The organism is Thioclava sp. FR2 (genome assembly GCF_051200875.1).
GTDB lineage: Bacteria > Pseudomonadota > Alphaproteobacteria > Rhodobacterales > Rhodobacteraceae > Pseudotabrizicola.
Genome location: NZ_CP195191.1, coordinates 1435481 through 1450976, shown reverse-complemented (window position 1 = coordinate 1450976; position 15496 = coordinate 1435481). Strand labels below are relative to the sequence as shown.

Sequence of the window (15496 nt, the reverse complement as noted above, 5' to 3'; positions counted from 1 at the left end):
CATCGGCTTATGCTGCGAGATTGTAACGGTTTCGCAACCGCTTGATCTGCAGTCTTTCACTCTGACGCGTCACTGTCCAGCAGCGCCGCGGCCATTGCCCGCGTGATCGGCTTTCCTTCCGAAAGGGCTTGGGCATCCAGCGCCGCAACCAGACTGCGGGCCGCGGCCAGTGACCGTTCCATTCTGCTCACAAGCCAGCCAATCAGGGTCGGCGGCACCATCACCTGACGGTCATTGAACAGCTTGACCAGAACCGCCGACAAAAGCTGGTCGTCCGGTGCCTCCAGACGGGCGACCCCTGCGGCCTCCATCCGGCTTTTCAGATCCGGCAGCACAATCCCCCAATCCCGCACGGGCCGTTTGGCCGTGATCAAAAGATGGCCATTTGTGGCAAGCAGGTTGTGCAGGTGAAACAGCGCCTCTTCGCGGGCCCGGTCCCCGGCAACCGCTTCGGCATCCTCCACAACGACCGCCCCGGCCACGGCAAGATCGGGCAGGTGGACATCCGCCAGATCGGCCGCAGACAGGATCTGGCCCCCCGCAGCAGTGCTGAACAAATGCGCCAGATGGGTTTTGCCCGACCCCTCTGGCCCGATCAGAACCAGCTTTCGCAGTGGCCAGTTTTGCCAGTGGTCAATCGTCGACAGCGCCAAGGCATTTGTGGGTGAAATGAAAAAATCCTCGCGCTGCCACGCTTCTTGTGCGGGCAGGTCAAAGGTTAGTTGGCGGATCATGCTTCGTCCTGATCCTCGAACTGCCGCCCGGAAATGCCACGGTAAAGAAGGCTTGAACGGTATTGCTCAATGGCAAAACGGGTCAGCACCCCGATGGAGGCCGCGACCGGAACCGCGACCAGCATTCCGACAAAGCCAAACACCGACCCAAAGGCGGACAGCGCCAGCAGCAACCAGATGGGATGCAGCCCAACTGATTGGCCCACCAGTTTCGGGGTCAGGATATTGCCTTCGATGAATTGCCCGGCGGCGAAAATGGCCGCGACAATCCCGATGGACACCCATTCCCCCCAGAACTGGAACAGCGCAAGGCCAATGGCCAGCACACCGCCCACGATCGCCCCGACATAGGGAATAAAGGTGATGGCCCCGGCAATCGCCCCAACCACAAGCCCGAAATCGAGCCCCGCCGACATCAGCGCCACCGAATAATAGGTGCCCAGAACAAGGCAGACGCTCAGCTGCCCGCGGACAAAGCCCGCCAGAACCGTATCAATATCGCGCGCCAAACGGCGGACAACCGGGGCATGATCCAGCGGTAGAAGGCTATCGACCCGCGCCACCATCTTGTCCCAGTCGAGCAGCATGTAAAAAGCGACGACCGGAACCACGACCACGAAGATCACCGCCGAGAGGACAGAACTGATCGACGACAACACGCCTTTCGCGACCTCTCCCCCCTTGGATTGGATAAAGGCGCCGATATCGGCCAGCGTCTGGCGCAGGATGCTTGTCTCGTCCGTCAGTTCCGGGAACCTCTCGGTCAGAAAGGCCTGTATCTTTTTCGAAATTTCAGGGGCCGCGTTCACCAAGGCCGCGGTCTGGTTGACCAGTGTTGGGATGACGGCCAGGACCAAAAGCACCATGATCAGCATCATGATCAGGGTAATGACCGAAGTCGAGGCAGCCCGGCTCAGCCCCATCCGTTCCAGCCGGTCGGCGATCGGATCAAGGAAATAGGCAATCGCGCCGCCCACCAGAAATGGCAGCAAGACATCGCCCAAGAACCACAAGAGCAGCAGAAAGACGACTGCGGCCACGCCCCAGACCTTCAATTGTTCGCGCACTGGTAAGGCCATCACAAAGGCTCCCTGACTTTCCATTCAGATGGCAGAGCCGCACCGGTCTTGCAAGCCACGGCTGGCGGAAACCCGCTGTCAGCAACTGCTTATCCGTCCGGAAATCAACGCTTGGTCAATCGACGGTCACGGCCGAAAGGCGCAACTCATCGGCATCGCCAAGGCACATTCGCCTTGGTGCAGTAGACATCGAAAGGCTTACCTGATGAAAAAGTTCCTTATTGTTGCCCTCGCCACCCTGACCGCCCCGGTCGCAGCCTTGGCAATGCCCGCTGTCGGCGACATCGTCGGCACCAACCCGACCGACGCGACCGCTGCTCTGGCCGCCGCAGGCTGCACGGTGGATGAATTCGAAGCCGAAGGCGGCAAGATCGAAGCCAAATGCAAGGACGAGACCGGCAAGATGTTCGAGGTCTATATCGACCCGAAAACCGGTGCCGTGACCGAAATCAAGTCGGAAGAAGACTAAGATGGCCGCGCCGAACCTCTCGGCAGGGCAGGGGGGCGCAGTGTCGCCCCCCAATCCTTGGGATCCGCTCATCCGGGTCATCCATTGGGCCGTGGTGCTCGCCATCCTCGTCAACGGGCTGATCGTGAAACCGGGCGGCTCGGTCCATGTCTGGATCGGCTGGACCGTCATGACCCTGCTTGCCTTGCGCCTTGTCTGGGGGCTGGTCGGGCCAAGCGAGGCGCGGTTTTCCTCCTTTCCCCCCAATCCAAAGGCCGCCTTGGCCCATCTGCGCGACCTTTTGCGCGGCAAACCGCGTGAACATGCCTCGCACAATCCGGCGGGCGCGCTGATGGTCTATGCCCTCTGGGCCTCTTTGGCGGTCGTCATCGCCACCGGTCTTGTCATGACCGACGGCAAAACCCCGATGCGGATTGCCGAAGACCGTGCTGCCGTTGCCGCAGGGGACTGGTCGGTCCTTGTGGTCAACGGCGACGAGTCCGATGATGACAAATCAGAGGGCCGGGGCGAAGACCTTGCCGAAGAGCTGCACGAAGGCGCGGTCAACCTGATCTGGCTTCTGGCGCTTTTGCATGTGGCGGGCGTCGCGGTCGAAAGCCGGGCCTTGGGGCGCAATCTGGTGCGGCCAATGTTGTTTGGCAGCCGTAAGGGGAATGTGAACGGGACGCGATGAAAGGAAACCACTTCAAAAGCGGGCGACGGCTTTCCTCGCTCATCGCGCTCTTCTTCGTGGTGCAATCGGTGGCCGCGGTGTTCTTTGTGGGCGACGCGGTCACAGACCTGATCACCGATCCCGCAGCCCCCCACACGGTGTTCGAGGCACTGGTGGCCCTTGCCCTGATCCTTGGCGTGGTCTTCGGCGGCTGGCAATTGCGGCAGACGCTCGAACGGCTTCGGGCACAGGAACGTGCGCTGGATACCGCAAGGGGCGCCTTGGCCGAGGTGGTTGAGAGGCAATTTACCGATTGGGGCCTGACGCCCTCGGAACGCGACGTGGCGCTCTTTGCGCTGAAGGGCCTTGATGTCGCTGAAATCGCCGAGTTGCGCGGCGCCGCCCAAGGCACCGTCCGCGCCCAGCTGTCCAGCATCTACGCCAAATCCGGCACCACCAACCGCGCCCAATTCGCCGCATGGTTCGTCGAGGATCTTCTGGGCGACACCCTCCCCCCCACCCCCTAACCGCGTAGGTCGGGCTTCAGCCCGACTCCGCTACGCCCTCCGGCTTCGGCGGCGGCACGTAATTCTCCGGATCGGCCTGCCACTTCTCCCATTCTTCGTGGAAGTCGTCCCAACCCATCTCCCAATCCGGCCAGTGCTTAAGGCGGTTCACTCCGTTCGGCCATCTAACCGACCCATCGCCAAACATCTGGTCGATCTGGTCTTGGGAAAGGCCTACATTGGTATAATCAACTTCCTTGACCGCTGCTCCGCGCAGCAAGGCAGCGGTCAAGGAAGTTGAAGCATCCATCCGCGCCCCGCGGAGGTAAGCCCCCTCCATCCGCGCCCCGCTCAACTTCGCGCCAGACAGTACCGCGCCCGAAAGGTCAGCCCTCTGCAGGTTTGCTCCAGTAAGGTCGAGCTGATAGCCGCTATAGCCGCTCAAGGTTTCCTTCCATGCCGCCAGTTGCGCCTTGAACGCGGCAATCTCTTCCTTGGTGGAAGGTTCCCCGTTTTCCTTTGCGGGCAATTCGGGGCAGGGCTGGTCAAAGGGCCAAACCGTCGTCTCTGACGGTGGGTTCGGCCAAGCAGCCTCAACCCTTCGTTGTGCCGCGGTACGCCGCCCCAAAACCTTCAGGGCTTGGTCAACATCCGCCCGGGGTGGTTCAATGGCGCGTGCCCATGTCCATGCAAGGCTTTCTCTGAAGTGTGACCCAAACCGCCGTTGACGATTTTCCAGATGCTTGTCGCGTTCTGCTTTACTTGCCCCATCTTTGAGCGACACCCATTCTAGTTCCGGAAAATCCACCGGCTTTCGCGCGTTGGAATTTTCCCTCACATAGGCACAGAGGATTTCCATCACCCGCACATGATCGCGGCCCTTGTCATAGGCGGTGCTGTCCTGCGCGATGCGTTCCAGTGACAAGATCGCCCCGATCCGCACTTCGATATTGGGGACGGTTTCCTCTGCGGTGGACACTGTCCCATCCTCGGCCACGTCCCGCCGCTTGACCGTCTTCTCCGCCCCCAGCATCTCGACCGCCGTGTTGATCCGGTCGGTTATATGCCCCTCTTTCTGAAAGGTGACGGTCCGGTGTTTCAGCCAAGTGCCCCAGATCACAAAGGGCGCACCCAGCAAGGCCGCAATCAGGGCACCTGCGCCAAGGTTGGGGCCTTCTGACCCTTCGGCCATAGACAGGCGTATGGTGTGCACCAGAACCGCCACCAAGGCCACGAAGGCCATGACGAAAAGCAGGGCCAGCACCGTCGTCACCAACGCCCCAAGGCGACGCGACTTTGTCCAATCCGGAAGATTGCGAATGTTCAGCCAGTCGAGAAAGTCTTTCGGGGTCCGGTCATTGGGTTTCGTCATCAAATCTCACGCGCAAAGATTGTATGAACCATGACTCAAGGTCAGGATTCTGAAAAGAGGGTATGCATTGCTGTCTGTACGGGGGGTGTACAGGGGGTGTACGCGGGGTGACTGGTGTTTTCAGGCCGCTTGCCTGCCTTGGGGCAAAGGGTTAGGAACGGGCAAACCCGTTATCCAAGAGGCCGCCGATGCGTCTGTCCCGCTATTTTCTGCCCGTTCTGAAGGAAAACCCGTCCGAGGCGCAGATCGTCTCGCACCGCTATATGTTGCGTGCGGGCATGATCAAGCAGCAGGCCGCAGGCATCTATTCCTGGCTGCCGCTTGGCTATCGTGTGCTGAAGCGGATCGAACAGATCGTGCACGAGGAACAGGTGCGCGCGGGCCACATTCCGCTGTTGATGCCCACCCTGCAACCTGCTGATTTGTGGCGCGAATCTGGCCGTTACGACGATTACGGCCAAGAAATGCTGCGGATCAAGGACCGGCATGAGCGCGATATGCTTTACGGCCCGACCAATGAGGAAATGATCACCGACATCTTCCGCGCCCATGTCGGCAGCTACAAAGACCTGCCGATGACGCTCTACCATATCCAGTGGAAGTTCCGCGACGAGGTGCGTCCGCGTTTCGGCGTCATGCGCGGCCGCGAGTTCCTGATGAAGGACGGCTACAACTTCGACATCGACCGCGATGCCGCCCTGCATGCCTATAACCGCCACATGGTCAGCTATCTGCGCACCTATGAACGCATGGGCCTGACCGCCATCCCGATGCGCGCCGCCTCTGGCCCGATCGGTGGGGATAATACCCATGAATTTCTGGTACTTGCGCAAACCGGCGAAAGCGAAGTCTTCTACGATGATCGCGTGACGTCGTTGAAATTGGGCAATCGTGACGTCGATTACGATGACCGCGCGGCCGTGGAAGGGGTTTGTAAAGAGTTCACCTCACTCTATGCCCGTACCGACGAAACCCATGACCAAGCGCTGTTCGATGCAATTCCGGAAGAACATCGCAAAGTGGGCCGCGGGATCGAAGTCGGCCAGATCTTCTATTTCGGCACAAAATACTCGGAATCCATGGGCGCGATGGTCGTCAATGACAAGGGTGAGCGGGTCGCGGTCGAGATGGGCAGCCACGGTATCGGCGTGTCGCGTCTTCTGGGCGCGATCATCGAAGCCAGCCATGATGACAAGGGCATCATCTGGCCCGAAGGCGTGACGCCCTTCCCGGTGGGGATCGTGAACTTGAAGCAGGGTGACGGCGCAACGGACGCTGCCTGCGACGGGCTTTACAAGGCTTTGGCCGCCAAGGGGCTTGAGGCCCTTTACGACGACCGCGACGAACGGGCGGGCGCGAAATTCGCGACGATGGATCTGATCGGTCTGCCGTGGCGCATTACGGTTGGCCCGCGTGGTCTGGCCAATGGCGTGGTGGAACTGACCAGCCGTCGGACCGGCCAGTCGGAAGAAATGAGCGCCGAGGCCGCCGTTGACCGGATTGCACAGATCTATGCAGCTCATGCCTAAGCGGTAAAGCTGCGAGAGCAAAAGACGGGGGCCACCGGCCCCCGTTTTCGTTCAGTCCTTCATCCGCAAAACCAGATTTCCGGGTTTGTGTCGACCGCTCGCAATCTCATGCGCGGCCCGAATATCGGCAAAGGGCAGCACCATCCCGACCCGAGGGCGGTACTCGCCCGCTTCATAGCGTCGAACCAAGTTTTCTATTGAATTCCGATCCTCTGGCGAAGTCCCACCAATCCGCAAGATACCGTCTTTCCGTTTCAGAACGGCTGCCCCCAGCATGTCCATCAGACCCGCTGTAACCAGGATGAGCCTGCCCCCCTTTTCTAGCAGGGGAAGCGCCCCTTGATGCTGAAGGGTTCCGATGACATCCATCACAACGTCATATCTGCCATCAATCACATCATGGCGATAATCCAGCACCGCGTCTGCCCCAAGCTCTTTAGCAAGAGCAGCATTTGCCGCCCCGCAAACGGCCGTCACATGGGCGCCGACGGCTTTCGCCATCTCGATCGCGGCTGACCCAACAGATCCGGTCGCGCCATTGATCAAAACCCGCTCTCCCTTTTGAAGCCCCGCTTGCTCCATCAGGAAATATTGGGCTGTAAGGCCACCGAAGAAGAATGCAGCCCCTTCGTCCATGCTAAGCCCTGTAGGCATTGGTACAACCCGAGCCGCGGGCAATGCGATATATTCGGCATGGGCCCCGCCCTTTGGACCGGCTATGCCCATGACCGCAGTGCCAATTTCTGGTCCTTCGGTTTCTGGCCCCAAGGCCTCAACCCTTCCGGCAAAACACCAGCCCATGATCGGGCGACGAGGGCGTGACCAGCCAAACATCAGACGCACCATTGTTTTGAAGCCAAAGGGCACATCAAGGCCACGCAATCTGGCGTCACCCGCTGTCACCGCAGTCGAATGAATGCCGACCAACACCTCACCTTTCCCGGGGGAAGGACGGTCGACTTCCTTCAGTTTGATCACGTCGGAACCGCCATATGCGGTCACAAAAGCAGCTTTCACTGGTAACTCCTTTCAACAACAAAAAACTTTCAAATCCGATGTCTTCGAAGGAAGGACCCCTTCGGACTTACCGCAGGCGAATGGGAAAGAACCAAGAAAACTTGGATGAAAATGTTGGATCGACCACATCCTCAAGGAACGCTTTACGCGACAATTCCCTCAGCCTGAAACCCGCGGGCCGGTTCTGAAATATCTACTGATAACTGGGTGCAAACACTCTTCTAAACGCATTCAAAGGGTAAAAACTCGGCGGGTTAGAATGCGCAAAACTACAAAACTCCCAACCCCTGTCAAGAACCTGTGGCCGTTCCGCCAAAAGTGGGAAGAACGCAAAAGCCCACTTTCAACGCCGAGGGATTGCTTGCCTTCGTCCCTTTCTGACCGCAATGTCACACGGCCAAAGTGGAGGATGAGATGGCGCGGGCATTGATTACTTGGGGTGGCTGGGAGGGGCATCAGCCGGACGTTGTGGCCCGCCTATTTGCGACTTGGCTGGAAGAGGCCGGTATGCAGGTGCAGGTGACAGATAGCCTTTCCTGCTTTGATGATCCGGCGGATCTGGCCGATCTAAGCTTGATCGTTCCAGTCTGGACCATGTCAGAAATCGGCAAAGAGCAGGCCGAGAACGCGGCCGCGGCCGTTGCCTCTGGCGTCGGGCTTGCCGGATGCCATGGGGGCATGTGCGATGCGTTTCGCACCAATGTCACTTGGCAATTCATGACGGGCGCACAATGGGTCGCGCATCCGGGAAATGACGGCGTCAACTATCGGGTTCGCATGACCAGCGACCATGAAACGGTAAACGGTATCGGTGATTTTGACGTCTCTTCTGAACAATATTACCTGCATGTCGACCCAGCGGTGAAGGTGCACGCCGTCACGGATTTTCCGGTTGTTGAGGGCCCGCATTCGCCCAACGGGCCGGTGGAAATGCCCGTTGTGTTCACAAAGGCATGGGGCAACGGCCGGGTCTATTACAATGCGCTTGGGCATCAGGCGAATGTCATCGACCACGGCCCTGCGGCCGAACTTATGCGACGCGGTCTTTTGTGGGCGGCACGGAAATAACAACGCTCGGCTGACGCCACGTCATAGTGTCGGCCTGCTTTGATGGGCGGGGCAGGCATGTCATCATCAGCGACTGAGATCCCAAAGGCGGATGCAGCCATGAGCCTACCCGACGATCATCCTCGACTGAAAAAGCGGCCTTTCACTTTAGGAGAGCTGCTGGCCGATGGAATCGTTCATGCTTTGGCGATACTGGCAGGATTGATTGCGTTTTCTGCACTTCTGTACCACGTCCTTTCGCAGTCCCGTTGGGCAGAGTTCGCGGCGCTTGCCGTCTATGCAGCCGGCTTCTTTATGATGTTCGGCTTTTCTCTGGCCTATAACATGGCGCCGCCATCGGCCCTCAAATGGCTTTTGCGACGCTTTGACCATTCTGCAATTTATATCATGATTGCAGGCACCTATACCGCGCTCTTGGCACAGTTCCAGCCATCTATCTGGCTTTGGCTGCTTGGCGCGGTGGTCTGGGCCTGTGCCGTTTTGGGGGCCGTGGTCAAGATCGCGCTGCCGGGCAGATATGACCGTTTGTCGGTCGTGGCCTATATTGCGCTTGGCTGGATGGGCATTCTGGCGATCGGGCCCGCGCGTGATGCGCTATCGGCTCCTGCGCTCTGGCTGATCGTTGCGGGCGGTTTGACTTATGTGGCGGGTGTAGGCTTTTATAAATGGCACGCCTTGCGCTTTCACAACGCAATTTGGCATGTCTTTGTGGCCATTGCCGCCGGTCTGCATTTCGCGGCGATCGCATTAAGTGTCAGCGCCTGACAAATGTCGCTGATGTGACGTCGGTCAAGATTTGCCGCCCTTGACGGCCATGACGGCAAAAGCCAAGGTCCGCCGAACATTTCAGAATGAGGCACCATGGCCCAGACCGCCCCTTTTTCGCATTTCGAGCGTATGATCGCTTGGCGCTACCTGCGGGCCAAGCGGGCCGAAGGTGGCGTGAGCGTGATGACGTGGATCAGCCTTGTTGGGATCACGCTTGCCGTCTTTGCCCTCATTGCCACACTTGCCGTCAGGGCAGGGTTTCGGGCCGAATTCGTGGATACGATCCTTGGCGCGAACGCACATGTCTCTGTCTATTCCGCAGGGCGCGTGGACGTGTCTGGCAACACCGTCAAAGGGTTTGAAAATTACGACGAGATCGCCGGACGTTTGGCCGCAATTGAAGGCGTGACCCGTGCTGCCCCGTTGATCCGTGGACAGGTGATGGTTTCAAGCCAGAACGCAACGAATGGTGCCGAGGTTTTCGGGCTATCGCCTGACGATCTGAAGACCATCCCGCGTGTTGGACTGGGCGCAGATGCGGTCGGTGAGATTGACCGCTATGGCGAAGGCATCGCGATCGGCTCGGTTCTGGCCCGTGAATTGGGGGTAACGATCGGCGACAAGGTCCGTGTCATCAGCCCGAATGGTGTCAAGACTGCCTTCGGAACCAGCCCTCGTGTCAACGCCTATGAGGTTGTCTACATCTTCACGGCGGGTCGCTATGACATTGATAAGACACGCCTTTACATGCCCTTTGCTGAGGCCCAAAGCTATTTCAATCGGGAAGGCATGGCCGATGAGTTCGAGGTGATGGTCTCAAATCCCGAGCAGATCGACGACTATCTGATGCCAATCTTCGGGGTTGCCGGAGATGATGCGCTGTTGTGGACATGGCGAGATTCTTCGGGTGCCTTCCTGCGTGCGCTGGATATCGAAGACAACATCATGTTCATCATCCTCTCGATCCTCGTTCTGATCGCGACGATGAACATCGTCTCGGGCCTGATCATGCTGGTCAAGAACAAGGGCCGAGATATTGGCATCTTGCGGACCATTGGCTTGACGGAGGGGTCTGTCTTGCGCGTCTTTTTCCTGTGCGGCGCCTTTACCGGAATCGTCGGCACTGTCGCCGGCGTTATCCTTGGTTGCCTCTTCGCAATCTACATCGACCCGATCTTTTCGGCGGTGAACTACCTTGCAGGCGGAGGCGTCTGGGACCCATCGATACGCGGGATCTATGCTCTTCCTGCCAAACTGCAACTGGAGGATGTCCTTTCGGCCGTCGCGCTGTCGCTTGGTCTGTCCTTCATCGTGACAATTTTCCCGGCCCGTCGTGCGGCCCGCATGAACCCGGTCGAGGCTTTGCGCTATGAGTGATCTGACCCTCGAACTTGAAGGCATCGAAAAGTTCTACAATCGTGGAAAACCCTCGGAAGTCAAAGTTTTGCGGGGGGCGTCGCTGCGCCTGAAGGCTGGCGAGGTCGTGGCACTTGTGGCACCTTCTGGCGCCGGAAAGTCGACCTTCCTGCATATCGCGGGGCTTCTTGATGTCGCAGACAGCGGCATGGTGCGCCACGCGGGCCGCGACATGTCATCCGAACCTGATCGCGTCCGAACCGAAACACGGCGCGAGGACGTCGGGTTCATCTACCAATTCCACCACCTCTTGCCCGAGTTTTCAGCGCTGGAAAACATCGTCATCCCGCAGCTTGCGAATGGCAAATCCGAAGCCGAGGCAAAGGCGCGCGCAATGGATCTGCTGGCGCGCGTTGGTGTGGCGGGGCGGGCGGACCATCGACCTGCGGCCTTGTCGGGGGGCGAACAGCAACGTGTCGCGTTCTGCCGCGCCTTGGCAAATGCGCCGAGGCTTTTGCTTGCGGATGAGCCAACCGGAAACCTTGACCCTGCGACCTCGGATCAGGTCTTTGCCGCGTTGATGGATCTTGTGCGGGACACCGGTTTGTCGGCGCTGATTGCCACGCACAATCTGGAACTTGCGGCTCGGATGGATCGGATTGTGCGCTTGGAACAAGGCGTTATTGTCTGACACCCTTGCCACTGCGGCTTGGCCGTGCGACTCTGGCACCAAGCAGCAAATCAGAGGTCACCATGGCCCCCATCAGATTCATTCCCCTTTTCTCGGTTCTGGCGGTTTCGGCCTGTGTCTTTGCCCAAGTGGGCGAAAAACTTCCCTCTGGGGCCGAGGATTTTGCCGATTATTGCAGCGCCTGTCATGGCGAGGGGGGCAAGGGGGATGGCGAAATGGCCTCGACCTTGGCCAAAAAGCCTGCCGATCTGACGGGGTTAAGTGACCGGAACAAAGGCACTTTTCCGACAACGCAGGTGATGGCAAAGATCTGGGGCTATACAGGCGGCAAGAATGGCGATGCGGTGATGCCGAACTTTGGGCCGCTGCTTGAAAGTGATCTGGTGCCCTATGATGGGGGGGATGGGATCATGACGCCGACCCCGCTGCGGTTGGTGCAGATTGCCGAGCATCTGAAGACGCTTCAGGCGAAATAACCAAACGATTTCAGCCGTTTGTGACCATGATGGTCTGTTGCATCTGGGCGCAGAGTTTTTCGGCGCCATTGGTCACCGCAAAAACCTCGGATTTCGTCACGATGATGGTTCTTCCGGCCCGAATGACCGAGCCTCTGGCGATCAGTTTGTCACCAGTTGCGGGGGCTAACATGTTGATTTTATATTCAATTGTCAGAACTTCGGCGCCTTCGGGGGCCTTGGTCAGGGCGGCGTAACCGGCGGCTGAATCCGCAATCATGCCGACCACGCCGCCATGGATGAAGCCCACTTGCTGGCGGATGCCATCCCAGTTGGGCAGGTGAATTTCTGCAACCCCATCAAGCACTTGGCCAAGTTCGGCGCGAATGGTGGTCATCGCCGATTGCGCCGCGAAACTGGCGCGAACTTGGGCTTCTTTGGTGGTGGAAAGGGTGCTCATGCGGGCAGGCTAGGGGGCGCGCAAGAGGCGGTCAAGAGGTTGGGGCCGCAAGAAAGGCCCGTGTGATAAGCGTGGGATATCCGTGGTTTTTCCGTGGGATATCCGTGGGCACAGGCTGGCAACTGTTGGAAAGCGGAAGTTTCACGGCAAGGATGGCCCGCTATGGGGCGGGCCACCGGTTTTCAGGTCACGACCAGTCGGCGATGACATCAAAGCCCTTTGGCGTGGGCATCGCTTCAAGGAATTCAGCCATCTTGCCCCAAGCGGCTTTCACCGCCTCGGCATTGGCTTTTGAACTTTCTTCACTGTCGACCACGGAAATCACATAACCCGTGCCGTCTTCGTTCATGACATTCAGGAAGTGCTGCATGCCCTTCATGCCCATGATCTGACTTTTCATGGTGTTCAGCCGCTCTGTCGCGGCCTCACGGGTTCCGGGCTTCATTTTGTACTCTGTCACGCGTGCGTACATGGTACCCCCCAGCTTTTGCGGCGCAAAATCGCACCGTGAGGGAAGATAGCACAGCCGCGCAGGAATGACCCGCCGCGCTGCGGCAAGGGGGGGAAGAGTCGGGGAAGGCCCAATCTACGGTTCTCCCTCTTCAGGCGCGAGGATGAGAGCGGGAGAACCTGCCAACAAGTCAACAATCAAATCCACTACACCGCGATGGTCATGACGAATCCACTGTAGGATACTCCCCGAGTTCGCTAGGTCGATATCTGCTTCCCGGAGTTGCGGTGCCCAATCCAGCCATGGTCGCACGGCTATCGCCGTATGTACCGCAAAAATTGTCGCGGGCCAGTGGTAGTCTGGTGCAGGAGGTAATGTATGGGTTGGTATGGCCAGTGTGGGGAATATGCGCCGTCAAAGTGGCAAGGACTTACCAAGTCGTTTGTCAGAAAATTATATCACAAACATAGATTTATGGGGTAACGGAACCTACCCACCGGAAAGCGACGACTTCCCCATCCTCGTTTTTCACCGGGTCCCAATTCGGATTTAGGCCTAACCAGTATGCTGTTGTTTTGTCCATTTTCCACGACGTGCCATTTCCATCGCGAAAGACACAGGGAGCCGTTCTTCCATCATGAGATCTCAGGATTAGTTCGACGCAATCCTCAAAGAGTTTCTGCCTTGATGTGTCCATGGTAGAGGGGCGCGGAACGGCCGGGCCTGGGGTCGGCCGTGAAAATGGTAGCGAGCCATTCCATTCGAGTACTCTATTTTCCTGACCCTCGGGGTTCCTCCATATAAATCGACCATACTTGTTGCCGCTCTTATAAATTTCGATGTTGTCAAAGCGAGGTATCGTCACACGTCCAACTCCTCTACAAAACGTGCATTCTCCTGAATATACTGGAACCGCAGTTCGGGTTTTTTGCCCATCAGACGCTCGACCAAGTCTGACGTGTCCCCCGGTTCGTCCTCGTCGATCGTCACGCGGATGAGTTTGCGGGATTTGGGGTCCATCGTGGTGTCTTTCAGGTCTTTGGCATCCATCTCGCCAAGGCCCTTGAAGCGCTGCACGTCGATCTTGCCTTTGCCGCCAAGGCCCTTGGCCAGCCATTCCTCTTTCTCGGCGTCGGACGCCACATAAAGCCGCTTTGGCCCTTGGGTCAGGCGGTAGAGGGGCGGGCAGGCCAGATAGAGGTGGCCCTTGTCGATCAGGGGGCGCATCTGGGTGAAGAAGAAGGTCATCAAAAGGCTGGCGATGTGGGCGCCGTCGACATCGGCGTCGGTCATGATGATGATCTTGTCATAGCGCAGGTCATCAAGGTTGAACTTGCTGCCCATGCTGACGCCAAGCGCCTCGCAAATATCGCGGATTTCCGAGTTGTCGTTGAGTTTCGACGAGGCCGCGCCAAGGACGTTCAGGATTTTCCCCTTCAGCGGCAAGAGCGCCTGCGTTTCACGGTTGCGCGCGCCTTTGGCCGAACCGCCTGCCGAGTCGCCTTCGACGATGAAAAGCTCGGTTCCCTCTCGGCTTTTCGCGGTGCAATCGGTTAGCTTGCCGGGAAGGCGCAGTTTCTTGGTGGCTGATTTGCGGGCGGTTTCTTTCTCCATCCGGCGGCGCAGGCGTTCTTCGGCCCGCAGAACAAGGAAATCGAGGATCGCACCTGCGGATTTCGGATCGGCCGCAAGCCATGTGTCGAAATGGTCGCGGACCGAGTTTTCCACCAGTTTCGCGGCTTCTTCGGTGGCGAGGCGGTCTTTGGTCTGGCCCACGAATTGCGGCTCGCGGATGAAGCAGGAAACCAGCGCACAGCCCCCGGCCAGAAGGTCGTCGCGGGTGATCTGGTCGGCCTTGCGGTTTTTCACCCGCTCGCCATAGGCGCGGATGCCTTTCAGGACGGCGGACCAGAAGCCGGCTTCGTGGGTGCCGCCTTCGGGCGTGGGGACGGTGTTACAGTAGGATTGGATGAAGCCGTCGCGAGAGGGCGTCCAGTTGATCGCCCATTCGACGGAACCGGGGACTTTGAATTTCTCGGTAAAGCTGACTTTGCCCGCGAAGGGGCGGTCGGCATAGGTGGTGGCTTTTTCCAAGGCGTCGGTCAGGTAATCGGCCAGACCGCCGGGGAAGTGGAAGGTGGCCTCCATCGGGGTGTCGCCATCTGGGATGGCGGATTTCCAGCGGATTTCGACGCCGGAAAAGAGATAAGCCTTGGACCGCGCCATTTTCAAAAGGCGGTGGGGTTTCAGGGTTTGGTGGCCAAAGATTTCGGGGTCGGGGTGGAAGGTAACGGTGGTGCCGCGGCGGTTCGGGGCGGAGCCGACTTTGGCCACGGGGCCTTTGGGGATGCCGCGCGAGAATTCCTGAACGTAAAGCTCGCGGTTGATGGCGACCTCGACCCGCATCAGGTCGGACAGCGCGTTCACGACCGAGGCGCCGACGCCGTGCAGGCCGCCAGAGGTGGCGTAGGCATCGCCGCCGAATTTGCCGCCAGCGTGGAGCGTGCAGAGGATGACTTCGAGCGCGGATTTGCCGGGGAATTTCGGGTGGTCGTCGACCGGGATGCCGCGGCCATTGTCGCGGATGGTGACGGAATTGTCGGCGTGCAGTTCGACCTCGATCCGATTGGCGTGGCCTGCCACGGCTTCGTCCATCGAGTTGTCGAGGATTTCGGCCACCATGTGATGCAGCGCCCGTTCATCGGTGCCGCCGATATACATGCCGGGGCGTTTGCGCACTGGCTCCAGCCCTTCGAGCACCTCGATCGAGGATGCGTTATAGGTGCCGGACGAGGCGGCGAGGAGGTCGTTGGCCATGGGGTGCTCGAGTCTTATCTGTCTTTGGGTCGCGGCATTAGACAGGTTTGAACGGGTGGGCGCAAGATGTTG

General features: G+C 58.9%; 16 protein-coding genes. 9 read left to right on the top strand and 7 right to left on the bottom strand.

Annotated features, from left to right (window positions below):
* Positions 1-56 precede the first annotated feature (56 nt).
* The gene (locus tag ACSBLW_RS06945; RefSeq protein ID WP_435259494.1) at positions 57-734 is read right to left on the bottom strand and encodes a chromosomal replication initiator DnaA; all 678 of its coding nucleotides are present in this window, start codon (positions 732-734) and stop codon (positions 57-59) included.
* Positions 731-1813: an AI-2E family transporter gene (locus ACSBLW_RS06940; RefSeq protein ID WP_435260061.1), complete on the bottom strand. Its 1083-nt coding sequence runs from the start codon at positions 1811-1813 to the stop codon at positions 731-733. The genes ACSBLW_RS06945 and ACSBLW_RS06940 overlap by 4 nt, the downstream gene beginning before the upstream one ends.
* Positions 1814-2018: 205 nt before the next feature.
* On the opposite strand from ACSBLW_RS06940, the gene ACSBLW_RS06935 reads away from it, so the two are divergent.
* Genes ACSBLW_RS06935 through ACSBLW_RS06925 form a run of 3 tightly spaced genes read left to right on the top strand, consistent with a single transcriptional unit; the run spans position 2019 to position 3461 of the window.
* Complete coding sequence (locus ACSBLW_RS06935) at positions 2019-2282, top strand: PepSY domain-containing protein (RefSeq protein ID WP_435259493.1); 264 nt, start codon at positions 2019-2021, stop codon at positions 2280-2282.
* A 1-nt stretch (position 2283) separates the two neighbouring features.
* Positions 2284-2955, top strand: coding sequence for a cytochrome b/b6 domain-containing protein (locus ACSBLW_RS06930; protein WP_435259492.1), 672 nt, complete (start codon positions 2284-2286; stop codon positions 2953-2955).
* A complete protein-coding gene (locus ACSBLW_RS06925) occupies positions 2952-3461 on the top strand; it encodes a helix-turn-helix transcriptional regulator (protein WP_435259491.1) in 510 nt (169 codons plus the stop codon). The genes ACSBLW_RS06930 and ACSBLW_RS06925 overlap by 4 nt, the downstream gene beginning before the upstream one ends.
* Positions 3462-3477: 16 nt before the next feature.
* On the opposite strand, the gene ACSBLW_RS06920 is transcribed toward ACSBLW_RS06925, so the two are convergent.
* On the bottom strand, positions 3478-4812 hold the full coding sequence (locus tag ACSBLW_RS06920) for a pentapeptide repeat-containing protein (RefSeq protein ID WP_435259490.1): 1335 nt from the start codon (positions 4810-4812) through the stop codon (positions 3478-3480).
* A gap of 188 nt (positions 4813-5000) precedes the next feature.
* Here ACSBLW_RS06920 and proS point away from each other — a divergent pair, with 188 nt between their 5' ends.
* On the top strand, positions 5001-6341 hold the full coding sequence (gene proS / locus ACSBLW_RS06915; protein ID WP_435259489.1) for a proline--tRNA ligase: 1341 nt from the start codon (positions 5001-5003) through the stop codon (positions 6339-6341).
* Between the two features lie 51 nt (positions 6342-6392).
* On the opposite strand, the gene ACSBLW_RS06910 is transcribed toward proS, so the two are convergent.
* Positions 6393-7358: an NAD(P)-dependent alcohol dehydrogenase gene (locus ACSBLW_RS06910; RefSeq protein WP_435259488.1), complete on the bottom strand. Its 966-nt coding sequence runs from the start codon at positions 7356-7358 to the stop codon at positions 6393-6395.
* A gap of 414 nt (positions 7359-7772) precedes the next feature.
* On the opposite strand from ACSBLW_RS06910, the gene ACSBLW_RS06905 reads away from it, so the two are divergent.
* From ACSBLW_RS06905 to ACSBLW_RS06885, 5 genes are all read left to right on the top strand, one after another.
* Positions 7773-8426 (top strand): ThuA domain-containing protein, encoded by a 654-nt coding sequence (locus ACSBLW_RS06905; RefSeq protein WP_435259487.1) that lies wholly within the window; start codon positions 7773-7775, stop codon positions 8424-8426.
* 99 nt (positions 8427-8525) lie between these two features.
* Complete coding sequence (gene trhA / locus ACSBLW_RS06900) at positions 8526-9191, top strand: PAQR family membrane homeostasis protein TrhA (protein ID WP_435259486.1); 666 nt, start codon at positions 8526-8528, stop codon at positions 9189-9191.
* 96 nt (positions 9192-9287) lie between these two features.
* Complete coding sequence (locus tag ACSBLW_RS06895) at positions 9288-10571, top strand: lipoprotein-releasing ABC transporter permease subunit (protein ID WP_435259485.1); 1284 nt, start codon at positions 9288-9290, stop codon at positions 10569-10571.
* Entirely contained in the window at positions 10564-11241 is a 678-nt protein-coding gene (locus ACSBLW_RS06890; RefSeq protein ID WP_435259484.1) for an ABC transporter ATP-binding protein, read from the top strand. The genes ACSBLW_RS06895 and ACSBLW_RS06890 overlap by 8 nt, the downstream gene beginning before the upstream one ends.
* 62 nt (positions 11242-11303) lie before the next feature.
* Positions 11304-11717 (top strand): c-type cytochrome, encoded by a 414-nt coding sequence (locus ACSBLW_RS06885; RefSeq protein WP_435259483.1) that lies wholly within the window; start codon positions 11304-11306, stop codon positions 11715-11717.
* Between the two features lie 10 nt (positions 11718-11727).
* On the opposite strand, the gene ACSBLW_RS06880 is transcribed toward ACSBLW_RS06885, so the two are convergent.
* The 3 genes from ACSBLW_RS06880 to parE form a co-directional block, all read right to left on the bottom strand.
* A complete protein-coding gene (locus ACSBLW_RS06880) occupies positions 11728-12093 on the bottom strand; it encodes a PaaI family thioesterase (protein ID WP_435260060.1) in 366 nt (121 codons plus the stop codon).
* 250 nt (positions 12094-12343) lie between these two features.
* Entirely contained in the window at positions 12344-12628 is a 285-nt protein-coding gene (locus tag ACSBLW_RS06875; RefSeq protein ID WP_435259482.1) for an antibiotic biosynthesis monooxygenase family protein, read from the bottom strand.
* 840 nt (positions 12629-13468) lie between these two features.
* On the bottom strand, positions 13469-15424 hold the full coding sequence (parE, locus tag ACSBLW_RS06870; protein ID WP_435259481.1) for a DNA topoisomerase IV subunit B: 1956 nt from the start codon (positions 15422-15424) through the stop codon (positions 13469-13471).
* Between the last annotated feature and the right edge of the window lie 72 nt (positions 15425-15496).